Annotated in this window: 27 protein-coding genes; 11 read left to right on the forward strand and 16 right to left on the reverse strand. The window is 61.2% G+C overall.

Going from position 1 to position 21,722, the window contains the following annotated elements:
* Window positions 1–23 precede the first annotated feature (23 nt).
* The 10 genes from APH41_RS16055 to ccmA form a co-directional block, all read right to left on the reverse strand.
* Entirely contained in the window at window positions 24–431 is a 408-nt protein-coding gene (locus tag APH41_RS16055; RefSeq protein WP_034127179.1) for a lipoprotein, read from the reverse strand.
* A gap of 16 nt (window positions 432–447) precedes the next feature.
* A complete protein-coding gene (gene ccmI, locus APH41_RS16060; RefSeq protein ID WP_054920117.1) occupies window positions 448–1,638 on the reverse strand; it encodes a c-type cytochrome biogenesis protein CcmI in 1,191 nt (396 codons plus the stop codon).
* A complete protein-coding gene (locus APH41_RS16065) occupies window positions 1,631–2,104 on the reverse strand; it encodes a cytochrome c-type biogenesis protein (protein ID WP_054920119.1) in 474 nt (157 codons plus the stop codon). Before APH41_RS16065 ends, ccmI begins: the two co-directional genes overlap by 8 nt.
* Window positions 2,101–2,637, reverse strand: coding sequence for a DsbE family thiol:disulfide interchange protein (locus tag APH41_RS16070; protein WP_054920121.1), 537 nt, complete (start codon window positions 2,635–2,637; stop codon window positions 2,101–2,103). The genes APH41_RS16065 and APH41_RS16070 overlap by 4 nt, the downstream gene beginning before the upstream one ends.
* Window positions 2,634–4,622: a heme lyase CcmF/NrfE family subunit gene (locus tag APH41_RS16075; RefSeq protein ID WP_032892675.1), complete on the reverse strand. Its 1,989-nt coding sequence runs from the start codon at window positions 4,620–4,622 to the stop codon at window positions 2,634–2,636. Before APH41_RS16075 ends, APH41_RS16070 begins: the two co-directional genes overlap by 4 nt.
* 3 nt (window positions 4,623–4,625) lie before the next feature.
* On the reverse strand, window positions 4,626–5,084 hold the full coding sequence (gene ccmE, locus APH41_RS16080) for a cytochrome c maturation protein CcmE (RefSeq protein WP_014717703.1): 459 nt from the start codon (window positions 5,082–5,084) through the stop codon (window positions 4,626–4,628).
* Window positions 5,081–5,257: a heme exporter protein CcmD gene (ccmD, locus tag APH41_RS16085; RefSeq protein WP_003172771.1), complete on the reverse strand. Its 177-nt coding sequence runs from the start codon at window positions 5,255–5,257 to the stop codon at window positions 5,081–5,083. The genes ccmE and ccmD overlap by 4 nt, the downstream gene beginning before the upstream one ends.
* Window positions 5,254–6,009, reverse strand: a complete 756-nt coding sequence (locus APH41_RS16090) for a heme ABC transporter permease (RefSeq protein WP_054920123.1) — start codon at window positions 6,007–6,009, stop codon at window positions 5,254–5,256. Before APH41_RS16090 ends, ccmD begins: the two co-directional genes overlap by 4 nt.
* A gap of 87 nt (window positions 6,010–6,096) precedes the next feature.
* A complete protein-coding gene (gene ccmB / locus APH41_RS16095) occupies window positions 6,097–6,765 on the reverse strand; it encodes a heme exporter protein CcmB (protein WP_054920124.1) in 669 nt (222 codons plus the stop codon).
* On the reverse strand, window positions 6,762–7,397 hold the full coding sequence (gene ccmA, locus APH41_RS16100) for a cytochrome c biogenesis heme-transporting ATPase CcmA (protein WP_034127172.1): 636 nt from the start codon (window positions 7,395–7,397) through the stop codon (window positions 6,762–6,764). Before ccmA ends, ccmB begins: the two co-directional genes overlap by 4 nt.
* Before the next feature lie 200 nt (window positions 7,398–7,597).
* Here ccmA and APH41_RS16105 point away from each other — a divergent pair, with 200 nt between their 5' ends.
* Both APH41_RS16105 and APH41_RS16110 read left to right on the forward strand, forming a co-directional pair.
* On the forward strand, window positions 7,598–9,175 hold the full coding sequence (locus APH41_RS16105) for a flagellar hook-length control protein FliK (RefSeq protein WP_054920126.1): 1,578 nt from the start codon (window positions 7,598–7,600) through the stop codon (window positions 9,173–9,175).
* Window positions 9,172–9,501: an EscU/YscU/HrcU family type III secretion system export apparatus switch protein gene (locus tag APH41_RS16110; RefSeq protein WP_054899079.1), complete on the forward strand. Its 330-nt coding sequence runs from the start codon at window positions 9,172–9,174 to the stop codon at window positions 9,499–9,501. Before APH41_RS16105 ends, APH41_RS16110 begins: the two co-directional genes overlap by 4 nt.
* Window positions 9,502–9,816: 315 nt before the next feature.
* Here the strand turns inward: APH41_RS16110 and glp are convergent, their stop codons facing one another.
* Together glp and moaB are read right to left on the reverse strand one after the other, a co-directional pair.
* The gene (gene glp / locus APH41_RS16115; protein ID WP_054920129.1) at window positions 9,817–11,043 is read right to left on the reverse strand and encodes a gephyrin-like molybdotransferase Glp; all 1,227 of its coding nucleotides are present in this window, start codon (window positions 11,041–11,043) and stop codon (window positions 9,817–9,819) included.
* On the reverse strand, window positions 11,027–11,566 hold the full coding sequence (gene moaB, locus APH41_RS16120; protein WP_034127168.1) for a molybdenum cofactor biosynthesis protein B: 540 nt from the start codon (window positions 11,564–11,566) through the stop codon (window positions 11,027–11,029). The genes glp and moaB overlap by 17 nt, the downstream gene beginning before the upstream one ends.
* Before the next feature lie 76 nt (window positions 11,567–11,642).
* Here moaB and mobA point away from each other — a divergent pair, with 76 nt between their 5' ends.
* Window positions 11,643–12,245, forward strand: a complete 603-nt coding sequence (gene mobA / locus APH41_RS16125) for a molybdenum cofactor guanylyltransferase MobA (RefSeq protein ID WP_054920148.1) — start codon at window positions 11,643–11,645, stop codon at window positions 12,243–12,245.
* A gap of 79 nt (window positions 12,246–12,324) precedes the next feature.
* Window positions 12,325–12,546 (forward strand): YgdI/YgdR family lipoprotein, encoded by a 222-nt coding sequence (locus APH41_RS16130; protein WP_003189935.1) that lies wholly within the window; start codon window positions 12,325–12,327, stop codon window positions 12,544–12,546.
* 55 nt (window positions 12,547–12,601) lie between these two features.
* Here APH41_RS16130 and APH41_RS16135 read toward each other — a convergent pair whose 3' ends face one another.
* The 3 genes from APH41_RS16135 to APH41_RS16145 all read right to left on the reverse strand — a co-directional run bounded on the left by APH41_RS16135 (window position 12,602) and on the right by APH41_RS16145 (window position 14,208).
* Window positions 12,602–13,492: a pseudouridine synthase gene (locus APH41_RS16135; protein WP_054920131.1), complete on the reverse strand. Its 891-nt coding sequence runs from the start codon at window positions 13,490–13,492 to the stop codon at window positions 12,602–12,604.
* 69 nt (window positions 13,493–13,561) lie between these two features.
* Entirely contained in the window at window positions 13,562–13,897 is a 336-nt protein-coding gene (locus APH41_RS16140) for a hypothetical protein (RefSeq protein WP_003189932.1), read from the reverse strand.
* Between the two features lie 74 nt (window positions 13,898–13,971).
* Window positions 13,972–14,208 (reverse strand): glutaredoxin family protein, encoded by a 237-nt coding sequence (locus tag APH41_RS16145; RefSeq protein ID WP_054920133.1) that lies wholly within the window; start codon window positions 14,206–14,208, stop codon window positions 13,972–13,974.
* Between the two features lie 238 nt (window positions 14,209–14,446).
* Between APH41_RS16145 and APH41_RS16150 the strand changes: the two genes are divergently transcribed.
* On the forward strand, window positions 14,447–16,183 hold the full coding sequence (locus APH41_RS16150) for a monovalent cation:proton antiporter-2 (CPA2) family protein (RefSeq protein WP_034127165.1): 1,737 nt from the start codon (window positions 14,447–14,449) through the stop codon (window positions 16,181–16,183).
* Here APH41_RS16150 and APH41_RS16155 read toward each other — a convergent pair.
* Entirely contained in the window at window positions 16,170–17,378 is a 1,209-nt protein-coding gene (locus APH41_RS16155; protein ID WP_054920135.1) for an ammonium transporter, read from the reverse strand. The two genes, APH41_RS16150 and APH41_RS16155, sit on opposite strands and share 14 nt — an antisense overlap.
* Before the next feature lie 345 nt (window positions 17,379–17,723).
* On the opposite strand from APH41_RS16155, the gene APH41_RS16160 reads away from it, so the two are divergent.
* The 6 genes from APH41_RS16160 to APH41_RS16185 all read left to right on the forward strand — a co-directional run bounded on the left by APH41_RS16160 (window position 17,724) and on the right by APH41_RS16185 (window position 21,718).
* Window positions 17,724–18,038 (forward strand): YqjD family protein, encoded by a 315-nt coding sequence (locus APH41_RS16160; protein WP_003189926.1) that lies wholly within the window; start codon window positions 17,724–17,726, stop codon window positions 18,036–18,038.
* 2 nt (window positions 18,039–18,040) lie between these two features.
* The gene (locus tag APH41_RS16165) at window positions 18,041–18,445 is read left to right on the forward strand and encodes a phage holin family protein (protein ID WP_005786473.1); all 405 of its coding nucleotides are present in this window, start codon (window positions 18,041–18,043) and stop codon (window positions 18,443–18,445) included.
* Window positions 18,442–18,783 (forward strand): hypothetical protein, encoded by a 342-nt coding sequence (locus tag APH41_RS16170; protein ID WP_054920137.1) that lies wholly within the window; start codon window positions 18,442–18,444, stop codon window positions 18,781–18,783. The genes APH41_RS16165 and APH41_RS16170 overlap by 4 nt, the downstream gene beginning before the upstream one ends.
* Before the next feature lie 164 nt (window positions 18,784–18,947).
* Window positions 18,948–20,279, forward strand: coding sequence for a deoxyguanosinetriphosphate triphosphohydrolase (locus tag APH41_RS16175; RefSeq protein WP_034127162.1), 1,332 nt, complete (start codon window positions 18,948–18,950; stop codon window positions 20,277–20,279).
* A 161-nt stretch (window positions 20,280–20,440) separates the two neighbouring features.
* Complete coding sequence (locus APH41_RS16180; protein WP_034127161.1) at window positions 20,441–20,842, forward strand: response regulator; 402 nt, start codon at window positions 20,441–20,443, stop codon at window positions 20,840–20,842.
* Window positions 20,843–21,091: 249 nt separating this feature from the next.
* Window positions 21,092–21,718, forward strand: a complete 627-nt coding sequence (locus tag APH41_RS16185) for a response regulator transcription factor (RefSeq protein ID WP_034127160.1) — start codon at window positions 21,092–21,094, stop codon at window positions 21,716–21,718.
* Window positions 21,719–21,722: the final 4 nt, after the last annotated feature.

The raw sequence follows: 21,722 nt of genomic DNA on the forward strand, positions 1-21,722 counted from the left end.
ATTAACCCTCAGGCCGCCTTTTGTCATTGCGCGTACTGCTTGCTCAACCCCGGCGGCACGCCTTGCACGTTGGTCTCTTCCCATGGCCCGTTGGGGCTGATGGAGCGGCTCCAGCCGTTGCTCCAACGGTAGTAAGTGCGCTGGCGGTAGAAGGTGTCAGGCTGATCGTCGAGCACGTACACCTGCATCTTGCCGTCCCAGTGGCTGGCGGCGCCCGGCGGTGGGGCAAAGGTCGGCGACTTGCTTGGCAGGGGTTTGGCCGGTGGCGTCACCGGGCCGGAAGGTTTGGTGCTGGGCTTGGTGTTCGGCTGGGTCGAGGGGCCAGACGGTGGAATAGTCGGGCCGGTCGGCGCCGGAGGTGGGCGGTGGACCGCACAGGCGCTCAGGCCGAGTACCAGGCTGAGCAAGGTGATGCGTGCAAATGCGGTCATGGGTGTGTCCTCAGAATTACTGGTCCGGAGTGTCGATGGTCAGTTGCTGCAACGCAGTGGTGCTGCTGGCCAACGGTTGGCTGCGGCCGATCCATTCGCCAGTGGTCGGTTGGCCGGCCCGGGATATGCGCGCAACCAGTTGGACTTCGGGGAAGTTGGACAGTTTCAACTGCGGCATCATCGCGTCGGCATCGCCCAGTTCGACGGTGACCGGCAATGCGTCGACGGTCACACGCTTGGCAGCCAAGGGCGCCGGGGGGCCGTTTACGGCGCGGGCAAAGATGAACACGCTGTCGCCTGGCAGGACGTTGGCCTTCACTTCGGCAGATAAGTCCACCCGCACGGTCAGTAGCGCCTTGGGCGCCTGGGCGACGCTGCCACCGCTCTCCTTGAGCTTCTCTGCCGCGCGATCAATCCCGCCTTGCAGGGCGACACGGGAATTGTCTTCTGGCGGCAGTTGCGCGAGCAGGCGGTTCCAGTAGTCGATGGCTTCCTGATAACGCTGGCCCTCAAAGGCAGCGATACCCAACAGGCCAAGACTGGTGACTTCCTTGGGATCGAGCTTCAAGGCTTCGTCGGTCAGCGCCTGAACCTGAGGCGACCATTGTTTGTTGTCAGCAAAGTACTGCGCCTGGGCCCATTGCCCGAGCAGTTCCGGTTGGCGCCCGGCCAACGCAACCGTACGTTCAAAGACTTTGGCGGCATCGCCGGCACGGTCTTGGGCCATATAGGCGCGCCCAAGGAAGTACAAACCTTCTGCCGAATCCGGTTGTGCAGCGGCGGCGCGTTCCAGGCGGCGGGTCATGTCGGCCATGGACACCGGCGGTTGGGAAAACTCACGGGTCAGTTCAACCTTGTCGCTCGCGCCATAATGCAGGTACAGCGCAACGCCCAGCACAGGCACCAGAAACGCCGCCAAAAACGGCAGCGGTTTGCCTAACCGCGATTCGCGGGGCTTTTCCACACCTTCAGTGTCGGCCAGCAACTCACGGGCCGCTTCGGCGCGGCCGGTGTCGAGTTGCGCGGTATTCAACACACCTTCGTCCTGCTGCGCTTGCAGCTCGGCGACGCGTTCCTGGTACAGCGCCACGTTCAACGCGGTGCGATCCTCTTCACGCTGGGCACGACGGCCACGCAACACAGGGATCAACAGGAAACTCAGGGCAATCAGTAGCAGCAAACCGGCTGCGAGCCAGAAATCAATCATCAGTCTTGGTGTCCAGCAATTGGTCGAGGCGTTTACGCTCTTCAGGGGACAGCGCATCGGCGCCATCAATCGGTGCGACACGGCGCCGACGCACGATCACGGCCATTACCACCACGCCGGCCAGCAACAGCCCGGCCGGGCCAAACCACAGCAGCGCGGTCTTGCCGGTGAGTGCCGGTTTGTAGCGTACGAAATCACCGTAGCGGTCGACCATGAAGTCGATGATCTGCTGGTCGTCCTTGCCCTCCCCCAGCATGCGGAAAATCTCTCTGCGCAGGTCGGTGGCGATCGGGGCGTTGGAGTCGGCGATGTCCTGATTCTGGCATTTGGGGCAGCGCAGTTCCTTGGTCAGGTCGCGGAAACGCTCACGCTGCGCGTCGTTGGCGAATTCATAGGTGTCGATGGCGGCGTGGGCCACGCCGGCCAGGCCCAGGGCTAAAACGGCAGAGGTCAACCAACGCTTCATGGCTTGGCCTCATCGACCAGGGCCTGGTACTTGGCGGCCAGTTGCTCACGCCACACCGTTTCGTCGATCACGCCGACGTACTTGTCGCGGATCACACCTTTGGCGTCGATGAAGAAAGTTTCCGGCGCGCCGTACACACCCAGGTTCAATCCCAGGTTGCCGTCTTCGTCGCGGATATCCAGCTGGTACGGGTTATGAAACTCCGCCAACCACTTCACGGCCGCCGCATTGTCGTCCTTGTAGTTGATGCCGTAGATCACCACACCCTTCTCGGCCAGCTTGTTCAACACCGGGTGTTCGACGCGGCAAGAGATGCACCAGGTGGCCCACACGTTGACCAGCGCCGGCTTGCCCTGCAAGTCTGCCTGGGTCAGGGTCTTGTCACCCTGCACCGTTGGCAGGTTGAAGGCGGGGAACGGCTTGCCGATCATCGCCGAAGGCAGCTCGGCAGGGTCCAGGTACAACCCGCGATACAGGAACACCGCCACCAGCAGGAACAACGCCAGCGGCACAACCATCAACCAACGCTTCATACCGCAGCTCCCGAAAGGCCAAGCGCTTCACGCACCCGGCTCTTGACCTTGACCCGATAGCGCCGGTCCAGCGCTGCGAGCAACCCGCCGAACCCGGTGAGCAAACCGCCGAACCAGATCCAGCGCACGAAGGGTTTGACATGCACGCGCACGGCCCAGGCCCCGTCGCCCAAGGGTTCACCGAGGGCCACATACAGGTCACGGGTGAAACCGGCGTCGATACCAGCCTCGGTCATCATCGAACTCTGCACGGTGTACAGGCGTTTCTCCGGGTGCAGCACGGCGATTTCCTTGCCATTGCGCACTACGCGCACCGTGCCTTTGTCGGAAGTGAAGTTCGGCCCTTCGAAGTGCTTGGCACCTTCGAAGATGAAGTGGTAACCGGCCAGGTCCATGGACTCGCCCGGCGCCAGGCGCAGGTCGCGCTCGGCGCTGTTCTGGCTGGACAGCACTACCCCAAGGGCGCACACCGCGATACCAATGTGGGCGATCTGCATGCCCCAATAGCTGCGGGTCAGGGTGGGCAGGCCCTTGAGCAAACCCTTGTGGCGCGTTTTGTCGACGATGTCCCGCGCCCCCGCGAGCAACACCCAGGCTGCCAGCAGGAACGTCGCGAGTACCGCCCAATTGAAGTCGCCGTAGGCAAACCCGGCGATCACCGCCAGGGCCACGCTGCCGAGCAGCACCGGCATCAGCATGCCCGCCAGCCATTTCACCGGGGTGTCTTTCCAGCGCACCAGCACGCCGACCGCCATCACCACCATCAACAGGCCCATCAGCGGGATGAACAACGCATTGAAGTACGGCGGCCCCACGGACAGCTTGGCGCCGCTCAAGGCGTCCAGCACCAGCGGGTAGAGGGTGCCGAGCAGGATCATCGACGCGGCTACCACCAGCACCAGGTTATTGCCCAACAACAGGGTTTCCCGCGACCACAGGTTGAAACCGACCTGGCTCTTGACCACCGGTGCGCGCAGGGCAAACAGGGTGAGCGAGCCGCCGACGACAAACAGCAGGAAGATCAGGATGAACACGCCGCGCTCAGGGTCTGAGGCAAACGCATGCACCGAGGTCAGCACGCCCGAGCGCACCAGGAAAGTGCCGAGCAGGCTGAGGGAAAACGCCGCGATGGCGAGCAGTACCGTCCAGCTCTTGAACACGCCACGTTTTTCGGTGACGGCCAGGGAGTGAATCAGCGCGGTACCCACCAGCCACGGCATGAAGGAGGCGTTTTCCACTGGGTCCCAGAACCACCAGCCGCCCCAGCCGAGTTCGTAGTAGGCCCACCATGAGCCCAGGGTGATACCGATACCGAGGAAGGCCCAGGCAACGATGGTCCATGGCCGTGACCAGCGCGCCCAGGCGGCGTCGAGACGCCCGCCGAGCAAGGCGGCGATGGCAAACGCGAAGGCCACGGAGAACCCCACATAACCCATGTAGAGCATCGGCGGGTGCACGATCAGGCCGATATCCTGCAGCAACGGGTTGAGGTCGTGACCGTCCACCGGGATCTGCGGCAGGATGCGGGTGAACGGGTTGGAGGTCATGATCAGGAACAGTAGGAAGCCGATGCTGATCATGCCCATCACCGCCAGCACCCGCGCCAGCATCACTTGCGGCAATTGGCGCGAGAACACCGAGACGGCGAAGGTCCAGCCGCCGAGGATCAAGGCCCACAACAGCAATGAACCTTCGTGGGCACCCCACACGGCGCTGAACTTGTAGTACCAGGGCAAAGCGCTGTTGGAGTTGTTGGCAACGTAGGCGACCGAAAAATCGTCGGTCATGAAGGCGTAGGTCAGGCAACCAAAGGCGAACAGCAAAAAGGCAAACTGGCCCCAGGCGGCAGGCTGCGCCAGGCTCATCCACAGGCGGTCGCCGCGCCAGGCACCCAGCAAGGGCACCACGGCCTGGACCACGGCAAAGCACAGCGCGAGGATCATCGCCAACTGGCCCAGCTCCGGAATAAACAGTGCGGACGTCATGGCTCAGCCCTCCTTGACTGGGGTGGCGGGAGCGGTTTGGCCGCTGTCTTTCAAGGCTTTGGTGACCTCGGGCGGCATGTATTTTTCATCGTGCTTGGCCAGCACTTCGTCAGCCACTACCACGCCATCGGCGTTGAGCTTGCCCAAGGCGACAATGCCCTGGCCTTCCCGGAACAGGTCCGGAAGGATGCCCCGATAGGTGATGGTCACGGCCTTGTTGAAATCGGTGACGACGAAGGTCACGTCCAACGAATCGCCGGAACGCTTCAACGAGCCCTGCTCCACCATGCCGCCAGCGCGGATGCGCGTATCGACCGGTGCCTCGCCATTGGCGATCTGGGTGGGCGTGTAGAACAGGTTGATGTTCTGCTGCAGGGCGCTCAGGGCCAGGGTCACGGCAATGCCGACGCCGGCCAGGATGGCAAGGATGATCAACAGACGCTTTCTACGCAGCGGATTCACTTTTCGGTCTCCCGGCGCAGACGTCGCGCCTCTTGTTGCAGGTAACGCTTGCGGGCCAGGATCGGCGCGGCGACGTTGAGGGCCAGCACCGCCAGGCAGATGCCATAGGCCGTCCAGACATACAGGCCGTGGTGGCCCATGGCGAGAAAATCACTGAAAGAAGCAAAACTCATCCACGTGCTCCCAGGCAGCTTTGCACTTCGGCCTTTACCCAACTGGTACGGACTTCACGCTTGAGCACTTCAAGGCGCATGCGCAGCAGCAATACGGCGCCGAAGAAACAGTAGAAGCCCAGCACCATCAGCAGCAACGGCGCCCACATTTCCACGGGCATCGCCGGTTTTTCGGTGAGGGTGAAGGTGGCGCCCTGGTGCAGGGTGTTCCACCACTCCACCGAGTACTTGATGATCGGGATGTTGATCACGCCGACAATCGCCAGCACCGCGCAAGCCTTGGCGGCGCTGTCACGGTTGCTGATGGCGTTGCCCAAGGCAATCAGGCCGAAATACAGGAACAGCAGGATCAGCATCGAGGTCAGGCGCGCATCCCACACCCACCATGAGCCCCAGGTCGGCTTGCCCCAGATCGCACCGGTCACCAGCGCCACGGCGGTCATCCACGCACCGATGGGCGCGGCGCATTGCAGGGCTACATCGGCCAGCTTCATCTTCCATACCAGGCCGACGACACCGCACACCGCCAGCATCACATAGCAGGACTGGGCCAGCATCGCGGCAGGTACGTGGATATAGATGATGCGAAAGCTGTTGCCTTGCTGATAGTCCGGCGGCGCAAAGGCCAGGCCCCAGACCAGGCCGGTGCCGATCAGCAGGATGGCGGCGATACTCAACCACGGCAGCAGCTTGCCACTGATGCCATAAAACCATTTGGGCGAGCCGAGCTTGTGAAACCAGGTCCAGTTCATTGCTGTTTCCATCACGGTGCTTTTCGTCGTGGCGAAAAGCTCAGGGTCTTTACTGACTCAGCGTCATTGACGCCGGGTCAGACCTCATTATTCACCGACGCTGATTTTCAGGCCGGCGGCTATAGCAAAAGGTGTCAGGGTTACCGCCAGGGCGGCCAGGCTACCCAGCCACAAGAGATAACCGGTCGCCGGCATGCCCATGAGCGCGGCTTGCAACGCGCCACTGCCCAGGATCAACACCGGGATATACAGAGGCAGAATCAACAGCGCCAGCAACAGCCCGCCCCGTTTCAAGCCGACGGTCAACGCTGCGCCCACCGCCCCCAACAGGCTGAGCACCGGCGTGCCGAGTAACAAAGACAGGAGCAGCACCGGCAGGCATTCAACGGGCAACCCAAGCATCATGGCAAGCAGTGGCGAGAGCAAGACTAGCGCTAGGCCGGAAAAAACCCAGTGTGCCAGCACCTTGGCCAGTACCAGAAGTGGCAACGGGTGCGACGAAAGGACCCACTGCTCCAGGGAACCGTCTTCGAAATCACTGCGAAACAGCCCGTCCAGCGAGAGCAGAACCGATAAAAGCGCGGCGACCCACACCAGTCCTGGGGACAAGGTTTGCAACAGTTTAGTCTCCGGGCCAACCGCCAGCGGGAACAGCGCGATCACGATGGCAAAGAACACCAGCGGGTTGGCCAGTTCGGCGGGGCGACGGCACAACAGCCGGGCTTCGCGGGCGACCAACAGGGCGAACACACTCATAGCGACCACCGCCCCAGGTCCAGCTCACGGTAGCCAGCAGGCATACGCGCCAAGGTGTGGTGGGTGGTGAGCACCACCAGGCCGCCTTGCTCGCAGTGCTGGGCCAGGTGTGCTTCGAGTTGAACCACGCCTTGTTTGTCGAGGGCGGTGAAAGGTTCGTCGAGAATCCACAACGGCGGGCCGGGCAAGTACAAGCGGGCCAAGGCCACGCGGCGCTGCTGGCCTGCGGACAGGGTGTGGCAGGGAACGTCCTCAAAGCCCTTGAGGCCCACGGCGGCCAGGGCCTGCCAGATGGCGTCACGGGAAGCAGGATGATGCAGGGCGCTGAGCCAACTGAGGTTTTCTTCAGCAGTGAGTACGTCTTTGATGCCGGCGGCGTGGCCGATCCAGATCAGGTTGCGCGCCAGCTCGCTACGCTGTTCGTTCAAGGGCTTGCCGTTGAGATGCACCACGCCGGCCGTCGGCTGCATCAGCCCGGCCAGCAGGCGCAGCAGGCTGGTCTTGCCGCTGCCATTGGGGCCACTGATTTGCACCATGTCCCCACCCGTCAGCCGCAGGTCGAGTTGCTCGAACAGCAGGCGCAGGTCGCGTTCACAGGCAAGCGCTACGGCTTCAAGAAGAGGGCTGGTCAAAAGATCGCGGGCCTTTACGGTTCAAGTCGGCGGTGCAGCGGCCGTTATAGAGAAATGCACAATAACGGCTTTGGCGACCGATTTTAGAGAGCTGGATCAAATAGTTGTGAGGTTTTTACCGCTCTCTTTGCAGACGGGCGGCATTATACATGCGATGCCCTACTCTAAAGAGGGCAATTTCCCCAGAGACGATGCGCACGATGACCGGCGAGATCAACCTTCCTCCACTGCCGCCAACCTCCGCACCCGGGCCCACTCCGCTGCCTGGGGCCGGCGCATTGCTCAAACTGCTGGAGCCGCAGGCCGGGTTGATCGACCCGGGGAAAACCGTGAACGCTGAGGTCATCGCGCTTAAACAAGGCGGCGAGGCCTTTCAGTTATTGCTCAAACTGACCCTCGCCGGCGGTCGCCAGACGCTGGTGCAGGCCAGCAGCTCCCAGCCCTTGCCCCTGGGCAGCAATGTGGCGGTGAGCCAGACGCCTGCGGGCAACCTGGCCATTACCTTGCAGCAAGCCATGAGTGCCAACGTGGCCGCTCTCACTCGCCTCGACACCCACCAGATGCCGGTGGGTACGTTGTTGCAAGCCAAGGTGCTGACCACGCAGATGCTGCCCCAGGGCACGGCGCAACCGGCGATCTATCGCTCGCTGGTGAGTGTGCTCAATAACGCCCTGGCCGGTGCCACCCTGACCTTGGAAAGCCCTCAACCGCTGAGGGTGGGCAGCTTGCTCAGTGCTGTGGTGCAGAACGCGCAGACCCTGAACTTCGTACCGCTAAGCGGCCTGAAGGACCAACTGGCCGTGACGCAGCAACTAGCCACTCAGCAAAGTCGCCAAGGCTCGCTGGATGCGGTGTTCACCGCCTTGCAAAACCTGCCCCGTGGCGACAGCACATCGGCCGAACTGCGGGCCGCCGCCGAGCGATTGTTGGCGGCCTTGCCCGATCTGGCACAGGTCAGCAATCCCAAGGTGCTGGCCCAAGTGGTGCAGAACAGCGGCGCCTTTCTGGAAGCCAAACTGCTCGCCGGCCAGAACCCGCAAATCCCACCGTTGGACATGAAAGGCGCGCTGTTACGCCTGGTCGCAGACCTGCTGCCCGCCCTGCCCGCCAGCACCAACCTGAATGCGATCCTTGCCGCCAATACCCTGGCCCAGGTGTTGCCGCACTTTGTGCGCAGCCCGCTGAACACCCTCGGCCAGGTCGGCGCCCGGCAGATACCCGCCGGCTTCCCGCTGCCCGAAAGACTGATGGCAAAACTGGAAGGTGAAGGCGACCTGGAAAACCTGCTACGCCTGGCCGCCGGGGCGATCTCGCGCTTGCAGAGCCATCAACTGTCCAGCCTGGAACAGACCGGCACCACCGCCGACGGACGCCTGCAAACGACCTGGCAGTTGGAGATTCCCATGCGCACCCTGCAAGACATCGTGCCGTTGCAGGTCAAGTTCCAACGCGAGGAGCCCGCGCCAGACAAGGACCAGCCCGAGCGCAAGGATAAAAAAGACCCGAAACAAATGCTTTGGCGCGTCGAACTGGCCTTTGACATGGAGCCGCTGGGGCCGTTGCAAGTTCAGGCGCAGCTGTCCCAAGGCAAACTGTCCAGCCAGCTATGGGCCAGCCGCCCTTTCACGGCCAGCCTGATCGAAAGCCACTTGGGCAGCCTGCGTGAGCGCCTGGTTTCATCCGGGCTCAACGTCGGCGACCTGGATTGCCACCTGGGCACCCCGCCACGCGGGCCAAAAACCGGACTGGAGCAACGCTGGGTGGATGAAACCGCATGAGAAACGCCGACCCGCCCCGCCAGGCCATCGCCCTCAAGTACGACGGCCAACAGGCCCCTACTCTGACAGCCAAAGGCGATGATGCCCTGGCCGAAGCCATCCTCAAGCTGGCACGGGAGAATGAAGTACCGATCTATGAAAACGCCGAGTTGGTGAAGCTGCTGGCGCGCATGGAACTGGGGGACAGCATTCCGGAAGAGTTGTACCGCACGATTGCCGAGATCATTGCGTTTGCCTGGACGTTGAAGGGCAAGTTCCCGGCCGGCTACGACCCGGAGGCGGGGCCCGTGGAGCGGGATGTCACTGAGCAGGGTGACGATTACTGATTGCTCATAGGGCACATACACATCCAAATGTGGGAGCCGGCTTGGCTGCGATAGCCATCGGTACCTACACAACTTCGGCGCGACGCTGGATCTGTGGCGAGGGAGCTTGCTCCCGTGACGGCCTACCAACCGACGCAAATCTCCCTGACGCACCACGATCCAAATGTGGGAGCGCGGGGCGGCAGGTAAATAAGCGTCGGCTGGTCGGTCGTCACGGGAGCGAGCTCCCTCGCCACAGGTTTTGCGTCGTTCAGAGGTTGTGTAAATACCTATGGCTATCGCAGGCCAACCAGCTCCCACATTTTTAGCGCGCGGTCAGTTAAGGACTTCGCTCAAAGGAATGAAGTTGACCCGGTCGCCGATGGCCAGCGTGGTCCCTTCCAGCACCTCCACAAAGCCTTCAGCCCACGCCGCACTGCGCAGCACCCCGGAGCTTTGGTTGCGGTAGATGATCGCCTTGCCCTGTTCGATCCGCCCGCGCAGGTACTCGCGGCGGTTGCCGGGCTTGGGCCAGACGAACCCTGCCGGCACTTCGAAGCGCAGCGGCTGCACCTCCTGCACCCCTTGACGGCGCAGCAGATACGGGCGCGCCAGCAGCGCAAAAGTCACCAGGGTCGAGGCCGGGTTTCCCGGCAGGCCGATCACCGGCACGCCACGAAAATGCCCGAAGGTCAGCGGCTTGCCCGGTTTGATCGCCAGCTTCCACAGCGCCAGTTCACCCTCTTCCCGCAAGGCAATGCCGAGGAAGTCCGCTTCGCCCACCGACACACCGCCGGTCGAGAGGATCAGGTCTACGCTGCCCAGCCCCGCCAGGCGCGCGCGGGTCTGTTCCAGGTCATCCGGAAGGATCCCGGCATCGATCACTTCGCAGCCCATGCGCACCAGCCAACTGCACAGCACGCGGCGGTTGCTGTTGTAGATCTGCCCAGGGCCGAGCGGCAACCCTGGCTCGATCAGTTCGTCGCCGGTCGACAACACGGCCACGCGTACGCGCCGCACCACCTCGAGTCGATCACGTCCAAGAGACGCGGCCAAACCGAGTTCGATAGGGCCCAGGCGGGTGCCGGCACTGAGTACGGTCTCACCGACCGTGGTCTCTTGGCCCTGAGGCCGGATGTTGTCGCCCATCTGCAATGGCTCGGTGAAACTCACGCGCTGGTCGGTATGCACCACGGCGTTTTCCTGCATCTGCACGCAGTCAGCGCCTTGGGGCACCGGCGCGCCGGTAAAGATGCGTGCACAGGTGCCGGCCGCCAAGGGTTCAGGGGCAGTGCCGGCGAAAATCCGCTGGCTCACCACCAAGGGCTCGCCGGTCCAGTCCGCCAGGCGCACGGCGTAGCCGTCCATGGCACTGTTGGGCCACGGTGGCAGGTCGAGTGTGGAGATCAGGTCCAGGGCCAATACCCGGCCATCACACTCAGCCAGAGGCAGTACTTCCTGCTCGCGGATCGGCGCGGCGGCTGCCATGTCGAGCAAACGCTGCAGGGCTGCTTCCACCGGCATCAGGACGCCGGTCTTGCCGGGCTTATCCACGGGATTCACAAGGTTCGGCCAGCTTCAGATGCGGAACGAAGTTGCATGGGCGGTGACGGTTATCCAACTGCTCGGCGAGGATGCCGTCCCAACCGGTGCGCACGGCATTGGTGGACCCTGGCAGGCAGCACACAAGAGTGCCATTGGCCAACCCCGCCAAGGCGCGCGATTGCACGGTGGAGGTGCCGATATCGGCCACGGAGATCTGGCGGAACAGCTCGCCAAAACCATCGACCTGCTTGTCGAGCAGGCAGCTCACTGCTTCAGGGGTACTGTCGCGACCGGTGAAGCCGGTGCCGCCGGTAATCAGCACCACCTGCACCACGTCTTCGGCGATCCAGTGGGCCACCTGGGCGCGAATCTTGTAAAGGTCGTCCTTGAGCAGCACGCGCTCGGCCAGGCGGTGGCCGGCGGCGGCAAGACGATCGACGAAGACCTGGCCGGAGGTGTCGGTCTCCAGGGTGCGGGTGTCGCTGACCGTCAATACAGCAATATTCAGGGGTACAAAGGGCGCATCGGCCTTGGCTTTCATGGCACGGTCCGGTTGTCGAAGGAACAGCCCGATGTTATATCACAGGCCCCTGTTTCCCTGCCGCAGCGCAACCACCATGACGTTTGAATTTTCTTCCCTGCCGTGTTCGATCCTGTTGCTGGCCGGTGGTCGCGGCCAACGCATGGGCGGGCAGGACAAAGGGCTGCTGGAATGGCAAGGTCAGCCCTTGATCGCCCACCTGCACCAGTTGGCCCGGCCGCTCACCGATGACCTGATCATCTCGTGCAACCGCAACCATGAACGCTACGCGCTCTATGCCGACCAACAGGTGAGCGATGACAACCCGGACTTCCCCGGCCCGCTGGCAGGTATCCGTGCAGGACTCTTCGCCGCACGCCATGAGCATCTGCTGATATTGCCTTGCGATGTGCCGCAGATCGATGCGCGACTGCTCGCCGACCTGCGTGCGACCGCACGACGCAATCGGCAGCTACCGGTGATGGTGCGCCAGGGTGACTTCTGGGAACCCTTGCTGTGCGTCATCCCCACTCGCCTGAAAAACCAGGTGGAACAGGCGTGGCAAGCGGGGGAGCGCAGCCCGCGCAAGCTGTGGCTGCAACTGGGTGCCGTGGCGCTGGAATGTCCGGCCGATGACCCGCGCTTGGCCAATCTTAATACGCCCGAGCTGTTGCACCCCGGGGCTGGCATGTCAGAATGAACCCTGCACAAGGAACTTTGCCGGCGTCCCGTACGTCACAAGGTCAGCAATTTAAAAGTATTCTCTCGGAGACAAACTCATGACTCAACGGACCATCGCCGCTCTCATGCTTGCACTGGGCCTCGCCACCCTCGCCGGTTGCGCTTCGCCAACAGTGATCACCCTGAATGACGGTCGCGAAATCCAGGCCGTCGACACCCCGAAGTACGATGAAGATTCGGGCTTCTACGAATTCGAACAACTGGACGGCAAGCACACCCGTATCAATAAAGATCAGGTTCGCACCGTTAAAGACCTGTAAGCCTCAGCGCTTGCACACAAGGCCCGCCTAGCGCGGGCCTTGTTGTTCCTGGGGTTTACCAGTCCAGGGTGATCTGGCTGCGAAAGCTGCGTTGTTCACCGCTTACCGGGTCGATAAAGCGCACGCCCTGGGCCAGTAGCTTGAGTGGCTTGGCGTAATCGTCCTCGGCATCCTTGATCACTTCGGGGTAGAACGGGTCATTACAGATGCTCGCCCCGAGCGCCGTCATATGCACGCGCAGCTGGTGCTTCTTGCCGGTCACCGGGAACAGGCCGTAGCGCCATAGATCAGCGTTTTTCTCGCGCACCTCTACCGCCGTCTCGGTGTTGCTGGCACCCGGCCCTTCCTGCATGCGAAAGAAAGGTTCGCCATCCACCAAACGGCTTTTGTGCACCAACGGGAAGCTGAGGTGCGGCAAGGCCGGAGCGATGGCTTCATAGAATTTGTCGATACGTCGCGTGGGAAACAATTGCTGATAGGCCGAACGGCTGTGCGGGTTGGCGGAGAACAGCACCAACCCCGCCGTATGTCGGTCGATGCGATGCAGGGGCACCAGGGCGGGATTGTCCAGGCGCCGGATCAAGCGTCGCAACAAGGTGTGCTCGACGTACTCGCCAGCGGGTGTCACTGGCAGGAAATGCGGTTTGTCCGCCACCACCAGGTGCTCATCCGCGTACAGGATGTTTTCCAGCACCGGAATCACTTTCTCGTTGGGCACTTCGCGAAAGTAATAGATGCACAAGCCTTCCTTGTAGCCCAGGCCCAGGCTGATCGGGCTGCCATTGACATCCAGCACCCGGCCGCGGGCAATGCGGTCCAACCATTGTTCGCGGCCGATGGCCGGAAAGTGTGCGCACAGGCAATCGAGCACCGTCACCCAGGAGCCCGGCGGCAAGTACAGGGTGCTGGCTTGGTGCTGGGAGGGGGAAAAAACGGAAGTGGACATGCCGACGCTCAAAGCCTGGAAAACAGGCGGGCATTATCGCCCATGGCGCGCGATTGCCTAGGGCCTATCTCAGGCCTTGGCCAGTTGAGCTCGCAGCACCGGCGAGGCGCTTGCCGCCTCGGTGAATTCCTTGAGCCAGCGCAGCACGTCCACCGCTTCCCAACGACCCGGGTCATACAACGCGTAGAGCAACCCCTGATAACCCACCACATCCAGCTGCTTGTGATAACCGGCGCGCTGGAACAGCGCCTCGATTTCCGCGAAGCAGGTGTTGAAATGCACTTTGTTAAACGGCGTCTTGCCTTCCGTGACCAGGCCATCGAGGCGCAGTTCGTTCACCGCGTCACGCACCACATCGGCGGACATGCGATTGACGCTGCTTTTAAGTTGTTCAACATTCACCACGGGCGTTCCCTCTATTCAATCGCTGTACGAATATACAGTAACTTAATATTTGGAAAGCCGCCATCGCATAAATCTCAGCGCAGGAAGGTAACCACCTGCGCGGTGTCGAACGGCCAGTCCAGTTCCGCCCCGGTGTCCGTGCGGCGAAGCACCGGAATCCGCAGGCCGTAGACGTCTGTCAGGTCCTCCGGATCGGCGATATCCACCAACTCCACCAACAACCCGTGCTCGACGAGCGGCATGACTTCGGCTTCGGCAATCTCACACAGATGGCAACCCAGGGTGCTGAACAGCTGGCATTCAGGAAGCATGATGAAAAGACTCGAACAAGAAACGAACGTCCATTCTAATCCCAACAAGCCCCTGTAGGAGCGAGCTTGCTCGCGAAAAACTCCCGCGCGCCGCGTTCACTCAGGAACCCCGCGTTATCGTTGACGTTTTTCGCGAGCAAGCTCGCTCCTACGGTGCAAAAAGCCTGATCCAGATCACCATGGCCTATAACTGATTCAGCGATTCTTGCGGCTTTTTGCCGCTCGCCCCGCAACGGAGATGCCTGTGTTCGCCAACCTGCTGATTATTCTGGCCTCATCCCTGGTGGTGATTGCACTGTTTCGCCGGCTGCAGCTGCCGCCCGTGCTGGGCTACCTGTGCGTAGGCCTGGCAGTGGGCCCCACCGCGCTGGACTGGGTCAATGACAACGAAGACCTGCCGGACCTGGCCGAGATGGGTGTGGTGTTCCTGCTGTTTTCCCTGGGGCTTGAGTTTTCCCTGTCGAGAATGTTGGCGCTGCGCAGCGTGGTATTTGGCCTGGGCAGCCTGCAAGTGCTGGGGTGCGGGGCATTGCTGGGCGCGTTATTGATGAGCTTTGGCCTCGCACCTGGCGTCGCGTTGTTACTGGGCGCAGGGCTGGCGTTATCGTCCACCGCCATTGTCAGCAAGGAGTTGACCAGCCTGGGTGAAGTCTTCAGCAGTCATGGGCAGAATGCGATCGGCGTGTTGCTGTTCCAGGATGTCGTAGCGGTGTTGCTGCTGACATTGGTACCGGTATTTGCCGGCAGCAGCGACCAAGCCTGGTACTGGGCGCTGCCGCTGACCTTGGGCAAGACCGTGGTGCTGTTCGTGGGCCTGTTGTTCGCCAGCCGCTGGTTGCTGCCGCGCCTGTTCCGTGAAGTCGCCGCGTCTCATTCGGCGGAACTGTTTGTGCTGCTGGCGCTGGTGATTGTCTTGCTCACCGCCTGGCTCACCCACCTGCTGGGCCTGTCCCCTGCCCTCGGTGCATTCCTGGCCGGCATGCTGCTGGGGGAAAGTCATTACCGACACCAGATCGAAGCCGATATCCGCCCGTTTCGCGACATCCTGCTGGGGCTGTTTTTTGTCAGCATCGGCATGCTCATCGATCTGCAGTTGTTCGTCAGCCACAGCCTGTTGATCCTCGGCCTGACGCTCACGCTGATGCTGGTCAAAGGCAGCGTCGTCGCGGCGCTGGTCAAGTGGCGTAACAGTGACACCGAAACAGCCTGGCGCAGCGGTCTGGCGCTGGCCCAGGGCGGCGAGTTCTGTTTTGCGCTGATGGCGCAGATGCAGCAGAGCCGGTTGATTCCCGATGAGTTCAACGGCCTGCTACTGGCTGCCACCTTCTGCTCGATGCTGCTGACACCGCTGCTGTTACGTGCGGCACCGGCCATCGCGCTGCGCCTGCATCGCAAGCCCAACCAGCAAGTGCAACTGGAACACATCACCGCGCTCAACGCTCAATTGCACGGACACGTGGTGATTTGCGGGTATGGCCGGGTAGGCCAGTCCATCGGGCGCTTTATGCGCCGCGAACAACAGGCTTTTATCGCCCTGGATGATGACCCCGAACGGGTGCAGGAAGCCGCCACCGAGGACAGCAGTGTGCATTACGGCGACTGCCGCCGTGGTGCATTGCTCAGCGCCGTCGGCCTGGAACGGGCGCGGTTGGCGGTGATCGCGGTGGACAACAGCGATGTCGCCCTGGTGGTGCTCAAGGAGGCGCGGCAGATCAACCCAGACGTGCCGATCCTGGTGCGCACACGCGATGACAGCCAGTTGGCTGAACTCAAGGCCGCGGGCGCCAGCGAGGTGGTGCCCGAGTTGCTGGAGTCGAGCCTGATGCTCGCCTCCCACGCCCTGATCCTGCTGGGCCTGCCGGACCAACAGGTGCAGGCGCGAGTGAATGAAGTACGGCGCAACCACTATCGCCTGCTGCACGGTTTCTACCCACCGCCACACACTGACGAAGACGCGCCGATCAGTCCTGACTGACCGCGCCGATCTTGTGGATCGACAGGTCCGCACCGTAATACTCCTGTTCCTGGCTCAAGCGCAGCCCTTGCACGCGCTTGATCACGCCGTACACCAGCAAGCCGCCGCCAAATGCTACCGCCACGCCCAGCCCGGTGCCGATCAACTGGCTGATCAGGCTCACGCCGCCCAGTCCACCCAGGGCAGCCTGCCCGAAGATGCCGCAGGCAATGCCGCCCCACACGCCACACAAGCCATGCAACGGCCACACGCCCAGCACGTCGTCGATCTTCCAGCGCACCTGGGCAGCGATAAAGCACCCCACGAACAAGCCGCCAGCGACCACGCCCGTGACCAGCGCGCCCACCGGATGCATCAGGTCGGAACCGGCGCAGATTGCCACCAACCCGGCCAAAGGACCGTTGTGCAGAAAACCGGGATCGTTACGGCCAATTACCAGGGCAGCCACGGTGCCGCCGACCATGGCCATCAGCGAATTGACGGCCACCAGACCACTGACGCCATTGAGGGTTTGCGCGCTCATCACGTTAAAGCCGAACCAGCCCACGATCAGAATCCACGAGCCCAGCGCCAGGAAAGGAATGCTCGACGGCGCAAACGCCACCAGGCGCCCTTCACGATAACGCCCATTGCGCGGGCCCAGCAGCAACACCGCCGCCAGCGCCAGCCAGCCGCCCATGGCGTGAACCACCACGGAACCGGCAAAGTCGTGGAAGCTGGCGCCAAAGGTTGCGAGCAGCCATGCTTGCAGGCCAAGGTTGCCGTTCCATACCAGGCCTTCGAAGAACGGGTAGATAAACGCCACGATCAGCGCGGTGGCACACAGCTGCGGGGCAAACTTCGCACGCTCGGCAATCCCGCCGGAAATAATTGCCGGAATCGCCGCGGCAAACGTCAGCAGGAAGAAAAACTTCACCAGGCCGTAGCCATGATCGGCGCTGATCACCGCGGCCGGTTGCAGGAAGCTCACACCGTAGGAGATCCAATAGCCTATAAAGAAATAGGCCAGCGTTGAAATCGCGAAATCACTGAGGATTTTCGACAAGGCGTTGACTTGGTTCTTCTGCCGTACCGTGCCAACTTCAAGGAAGGCAAAGCCGGCGTGCATGGCCAGCACCATGACCGCGCCAATCAGAATGAACAAGGTATTGGAGCTGTGGACGAGGGTGTCCACCGCGCTTTGCAAGTTTTCCATGGAGGTTGGCAGGCCTGCATCAAGGCAAAAAGCACCAAAGCGGTTCAAGCCAGGGTTAAGCGCACTAAATTGGCACCGCCGGCTCCGCCTTTCTTCAGAGGGCGTGAACCGCTTTAGCGCAGCGATCAACACAACAGGCCGTTGCCGAAAGGGTTTTTCCGCGAAATTAAGTGATTTAGGGTAAGGTTTTCCAAGGTTTTCACCTCGACCGCCCGGATTCAGCGCAGGCTCCAAGGCCTGCGCACCAAGGCAAAGCAAAAGCTGTACCACACAATTGCAATGAACCTTCAGCGAACGCCGCGACTCGAAACCACACGTACAGATCAGCTACCCACGGAGATAACCATGGCCGGTAAAACAGCAAAGACTGCTCAAGAGATACTGATGGAGGATTTTCAAACCCTGGTCAGCGATACCGAAAAGCTGCTGGACGACACTGCCGTGCTGGCCGGTGACCAGGCTGACGAGCTGCGCACCAAGATCCACGAGAGCCTGCTCAAGGCCCGCGAGACCCTGCAACTGACCGAAGACTCATTGCGCGAGCGCGGCCAGGCGGCAATCACCGCCACCGAAGACTACGTGCAAGCCAACCCATGGCAGTCAGTCGGCATTGCTGCCGGCGTAGGCTTTTTGATCGGTCTATTGGCTACAAGGCGCTAACCATGTCTATCGGCGAATCCAGCTCATCCACGAGCGCACATTCCTCAGCAAGCGGTTCAACTTCCCGACGCCTGGGCGCAGCTGTGCTGGGCTTGCTGCACAGTCATGTCGAGTTGTTCGGCATTGAATTACAAGAGCAAAAGGCCCGTACCGTCAGCCTGTTGCTGTTTGCCGGCCTGGCGTTGGTGTTTGCCCTGCTGTTGCTGGTGGGGTTGTCGACGCTGGTGATGATCCTGGTGTGGGACACGGGCTATCGCCTGACCGGCATCATCTGCCTCTGCGTGTTCTACAGCCTGGCCGCTGCGTTCTGCGGTGTGCGCTTGAAGGCGGCGGTATTCGATGAGTCAACGCCCTTCCACGCCACGCTTGAAGAACTGGCCAATGACCGGGAGCGCCTGCTGCCATGAGCATGACTGAGATCCCGCAAAATACTTCTCGCCGGGAAATGCGCAAAGCCTTGATTCGCCTGCGCATGGAAATGCACCGCCAGGAAATCCGTCATGAGTCCCAACAACTCATGGCGCCCCTGCACAAAATGCGCAACATGCGCCACAACTGGCAGGACAGCCTGAGCATCAAGCACGCGCCGTTGTGGGGCGTGGCGGCGGTTACGCTGATGGGCTTCTTTACCGGCAAGGGCGCCAAGGGCGGCAGTATCAGCAGCATCACGCGCCTGGTGCGGCTGGGTGCCGGCTTGATCCCCCTGATCAAGTTGGCCATGCAAGGCTCTTCGCGCAAAAGCTGACCCTCGTGAGCCGATGACCGCAATGACCAGACACCTGCTGGTCATTGCGGTTTTTTGCGCTGCCTGTTAATTGATACCGACGCGGCCGACCGCTGGATTCGCCTGCCCTTGAAGGCCGAACCGGGAAGCTGGAACTGTCATTCACACTACGGAGAGCCTGCGCCTTGGATTGGCCCACCCTGCTAACCCGCGAACGTCTTGGAAAACCCCTGCACAGCCCTGAAGAACTGGGCCGCAGCCCCTTTCACAAAGATCACGACCGCATTATTTTCTCCGGCGCGTTCCGGCGCCTGGGACGCAAGACCCAAGTGCATCCGGTTTCGAGCAACGACCATATCCACACACGCTTGACCCACTCCCTGGAAGTCAGCTGCGTGGGGCGCTCACTCGGCATGCGCGTGGGCGAAACCCTGCGCAGCGCCCTGCCCGACTGGTGCGACCCCAGCGACCTGGGCATGGTGGTGCAATCGGCTTGCCTGGCCCATGACATCGGCAACCCGCCATTCGGGCATTCCGGCGAAGACGCCATTCGCCACTGGTTCCAACAGGCCGCCGGGCGAGGTTGGCTGGATGGCATGAGCAGCGCCGAACGCAATGACTTCCTTAACTTCGAAGGCAATGCCCAGGGCTTTCGGGTACTCACCCAACTTGAATACCACCAGTTCGACGGCGGCACGCGGCTGACCTACGCCACCCTGGGCACGTACCTCAAATACCCCTGGACTGCCCGTCACGCCGACTCGCTGGGCTACAAGAAACACAAGTTCGGCTGTTACCAGAGCGAGTTGCCAATTCTTGAGCAGATCGCCCACAAGCTTGGCTTGCCCCAGTTAGAGGAACAACGGTGGGCGCGTCACCCGCTCGTCTACCTGATGGAGGCAGCCGACGACATCTGCTACGCGTTGATCGACCTGGAAGATGGCCTGGAAATGGAGCTTCTGCAGTACAGCGAAGTGGAGTCGTTGTTGCTCGACCTGGTCGGTGATGACCTGCCACAAACCTATCGCCAGCTGGGCCCATTGGACTCTCGCCGACGCAAGCTGGCGATCCTGCGTGGCAAAGCCATCGAGCACCTGACCAATGCGGCTGCGCAGGCGTTTGTCGAACAGCAGGACGCCCTGCTGGCCGGCACGCTGCAGGGAGACCTGGTGGAGCATATGCACGGCCCGGCAAAGCGCTGCGTGCTGGATGCCAAAGACATGGCGCGCAAGAAAATTTTTCAGGACAAGCGCAAGACATTGCATGAAATCGGCGCTTACACGACCTTGGAAATCCTGCTGAACGCGTTCTGCGGCGCGGCCCTTGAACAACATGGCGGGCGAACACCGTCGTTCAAGAATCGGCGCATTCTCGATTTGCTGGGCAACAGCGCGCCGGACCCCGCCTGGCCACTGCACGCCTCGTTCCTGCGAATGATCGACTTCATTGCCGGTATGACCGACAGCTACGCCACCGAAATGGCACGGGAAATGACTGGGCGTTCCAGCCCTCAGTAACGCTTGCATCCGACCGCCTGTTCCCTGAAACGAATTGCCCTACGATGGGAACAGAGCGGACTGATCGAATTCGTACAAGCATCCGAAGAATAATCACGCGTTCCCAACCGACCGAGCAATTCTACTGCCCCCATCGACGCTTGCCTCACTGTGTGCTTTCTATGCCCAGATACTCTCTTCGTATTCTTTTGGTGGAGGATCACCCGTTTCAACTTCTGGCCACCCAATGCCTGCTCAACAGCTTCGGCTTCGATCAACTGACTGCGGTGGAAAACGCAGAGCAGGCCATACGCACAATGAGCCAGTCCGAACATCCCTTTGACCTGATGTTGTGCGACCAATGCCTGCCCGACCTGCCCGGACTTGAACTAGTGGAAATCGCCAGCCGTCGGCGCTTCATTACCAGCGCTATTCTGTTAAGCGGGTTACCCACGCCAGAACTGATGAGCCTGACAAAACAAGCCTCGCAACGAAGTCTTCCGCTTCTTGGCTATTTATCAAAACCGTTGAACAAGGACGAACTTGAAAAGTTAATCGGCTTAACTTTTACCCCCCCTACGTAGGACTTTAAACATCTTCTTCGACGAAATACGCTACGAAGCCCGCCGTAAAAACTCAAGCCTATCACCATGCCACGATTGCGCTCGAAGCGCTCACATGCTCTGTCACGACTACCCATTAACTTGTAGGCGTATACCTTTTTAATTGTAGGAACTTTCCTGTTTTGCATCTACTGCTCGTGCGCTTCATGCCGTGCCCTTATCTTCTGAGCTAATGTGCCCGCTTTATTTGCACCTGCATGGAATGTGATTATGAACTCAGTTTTTATTATCGATGACCACCCCGTTATCCGGCTTGCTATTCGAATGTTGCTGGAGCACGAAGGTTACAAGGTCGTCGGCGAAACAGACAACGGGTGCGATGCCATACAAATGGTCCGTGAGTGCCTTCCAGACTTGGTGATTCTGGATATCAGCATCCCGAAACTCGACGGTCTCGAGGTGCTCTGCCGATTCAATGCCATGAACACCTCCATGAAGACCCTGGTGCTCACGGCCCAGTGCCCGACGCTATTTGCTACGCGGTGCATGCGCTCGGGCGCCGAAGGCTACGTGTGCAAGGAGGGTGACCTGAGCGAATTGCTGAGCGCCATTCGCGCTGTCCTGTCCGGCTACAACTACTTCCCCAGCCAGGCTTTGAGTGGCCCCGGAGCCGAAGGCATGGATGTCCAGGAGCTGGAACTGTTCAAGTCAGTTAATGACCGAGAGTTGATGGTCCTGCAACTTTTTGCGCAAGGTCGCACTAACAAGGAAATTGCCAAAGGTATGTTTTTAAGTAACAAGACGGTCAGTACTTATAAAAAGAGACTCATGCAGAAACTCAAAGCCAAATCCTTGGTAGAACTCATCGAGATGGCAAAACGAAACGCGCTAGTGTGAGAAA

This window comes from Pseudomonas sp. NBRC 111138 (assembly GCF_001320835.1).
GTDB lineage: Bacteria > Pseudomonadota > Gammaproteobacteria > Pseudomonadales > Pseudomonadaceae > Aquipseudomonas > Aquipseudomonas paracarnis.

Excerpts from the sequence above, each read along its gene's own strand:
- APH41_RS16055 (WP_034127179.1), bottom strand. The coding sequence starts at position 431 with ATGACCGCATTTGCACGCATCACCTTGCTCAGCCTGGTACTCGGCCTG.
- ccmD (WP_003172771.1), bottom strand. The coding sequence starts at position 5,257 with ATGAGTTTTGCTTCTTTCAGTGATTTTCTCGCCATGGGCCACCACGGC.
- APH41_RS16105 (WP_054920126.1), top strand. The coding sequence starts at position 7,598 with ATGACCGGCGAGATCAACCTTCCTCCACTGCCGCCAACCTCCGCACCC.
- APH41_RS16165 (WP_005786473.1), top strand. The coding sequence starts at position 18,041 with ATGTCTATCGGCGAATCCAGCTCATCCACGAGCGCACATTCCTCAGCA.
- APH41_RS16130 (WP_003189935.1), top strand. The coding sequence starts at position 12,325 with ATGACTCAACGGACCATCGCCGCTCTCATGCTTGCACTGGGCCTCGCC.
- APH41_RS16170 (WP_054920137.1), top strand. The coding sequence starts at position 18,442 with ATGAGCATGACTGAGATCCCGCAAAATACTTCTCGCCGGGAAATGCGC.
- APH41_RS16185 (WP_034127160.1), top strand. The coding sequence starts at position 21,092 with ATGAACTCAGTTTTTATTATCGATGACCACCCCGTTATCCGGCTTGCT.
- APH41_RS16110 (WP_054899079.1), top strand. The coding sequence starts at position 9,172 with ATGAGAAACGCCGACCCGCCCCGCCAGGCCATCGCCCTCAAGTACGAC.
- ccmI (WP_054920117.1), bottom strand. The coding sequence starts at position 1,638 with ATGATTGATTTCTGGCTCGCAGCCGGTTTGCTGCTACTGATTGCCCTG.
- APH41_RS16065 (WP_054920119.1), bottom strand. The coding sequence starts at position 2,104 with ATGAAGCGTTGGTTGACCTCTGCCGTTTTAGCCCTGGGCCTGGCCGGC.
- APH41_RS16090 (WP_054920123.1), bottom strand. The coding sequence starts at position 6,009 with ATGAACTGGACCTGGTTTCACAAGCTCGGCTCGCCCAAATGGTTTTAT.
- ccmB (WP_054920124.1), bottom strand. The coding sequence starts at position 6,765 with ATGAGTGTGTTCGCCCTGTTGGTCGCCCGCGAAGCCCGGCTGTTGTGC.
- APH41_RS16155 (WP_054920135.1), bottom strand. The coding sequence starts at position 17,378 with ATGGAAAACTTGCAAAGCGCGGTGGACACCCTCGTCCACAGCTCCAAT.
- APH41_RS16160 (WP_003189926.1), top strand. The coding sequence starts at position 17,724 with ATGGCCGGTAAAACAGCAAAGACTGCTCAAGAGATACTGATGGAGGAT.
- mobA (WP_054920148.1), top strand. The coding sequence starts at position 11,643 with ATGACGTTTGAATTTTCTTCCCTGCCGTGTTCGATCCTGTTGCTGGCC.
- APH41_RS16180 (WP_034127161.1), top strand. The coding sequence starts at position 20,441 with ATGCCCAGATACTCTCTTCGTATTCTTTTGGTGGAGGATCACCCGTTT.
- APH41_RS16075 (WP_032892675.1), bottom strand. The coding sequence starts at position 4,622 with ATGACGTCCGCACTGTTTATTCCGGAGCTGGGCCAGTTGGCGATGATC.
- APH41_RS16150 (WP_034127165.1), top strand. The coding sequence starts at position 14,447 with ATGCCTGTGTTCGCCAACCTGCTGATTATTCTGGCCTCATCCCTGGTG.
- APH41_RS16070 (WP_054920121.1), bottom strand. The coding sequence starts at position 2,637 with ATGAAGCGTTGGTTGATGGTTGTGCCGCTGGCGTTGTTCCTGCTGGTG.
- APH41_RS16135 (WP_054920131.1), bottom strand. The coding sequence starts at position 13,492 with ATGTCCACTTCCGTTTTTTCCCCCTCCCAGCACCAAGCCAGCACCCTG.
- APH41_RS16145 (WP_054920133.1), bottom strand. The coding sequence starts at position 14,208 with ATGCTTCCTGAATGCCAGCTGTTCAGCACCCTGGGTTGCCATCTGTGT.
- moaB (WP_034127168.1), bottom strand. The coding sequence starts at position 11,566 with ATGAAAGCCAAGGCCGATGCGCCCTTTGTACCCCTGAATATTGCTGTA.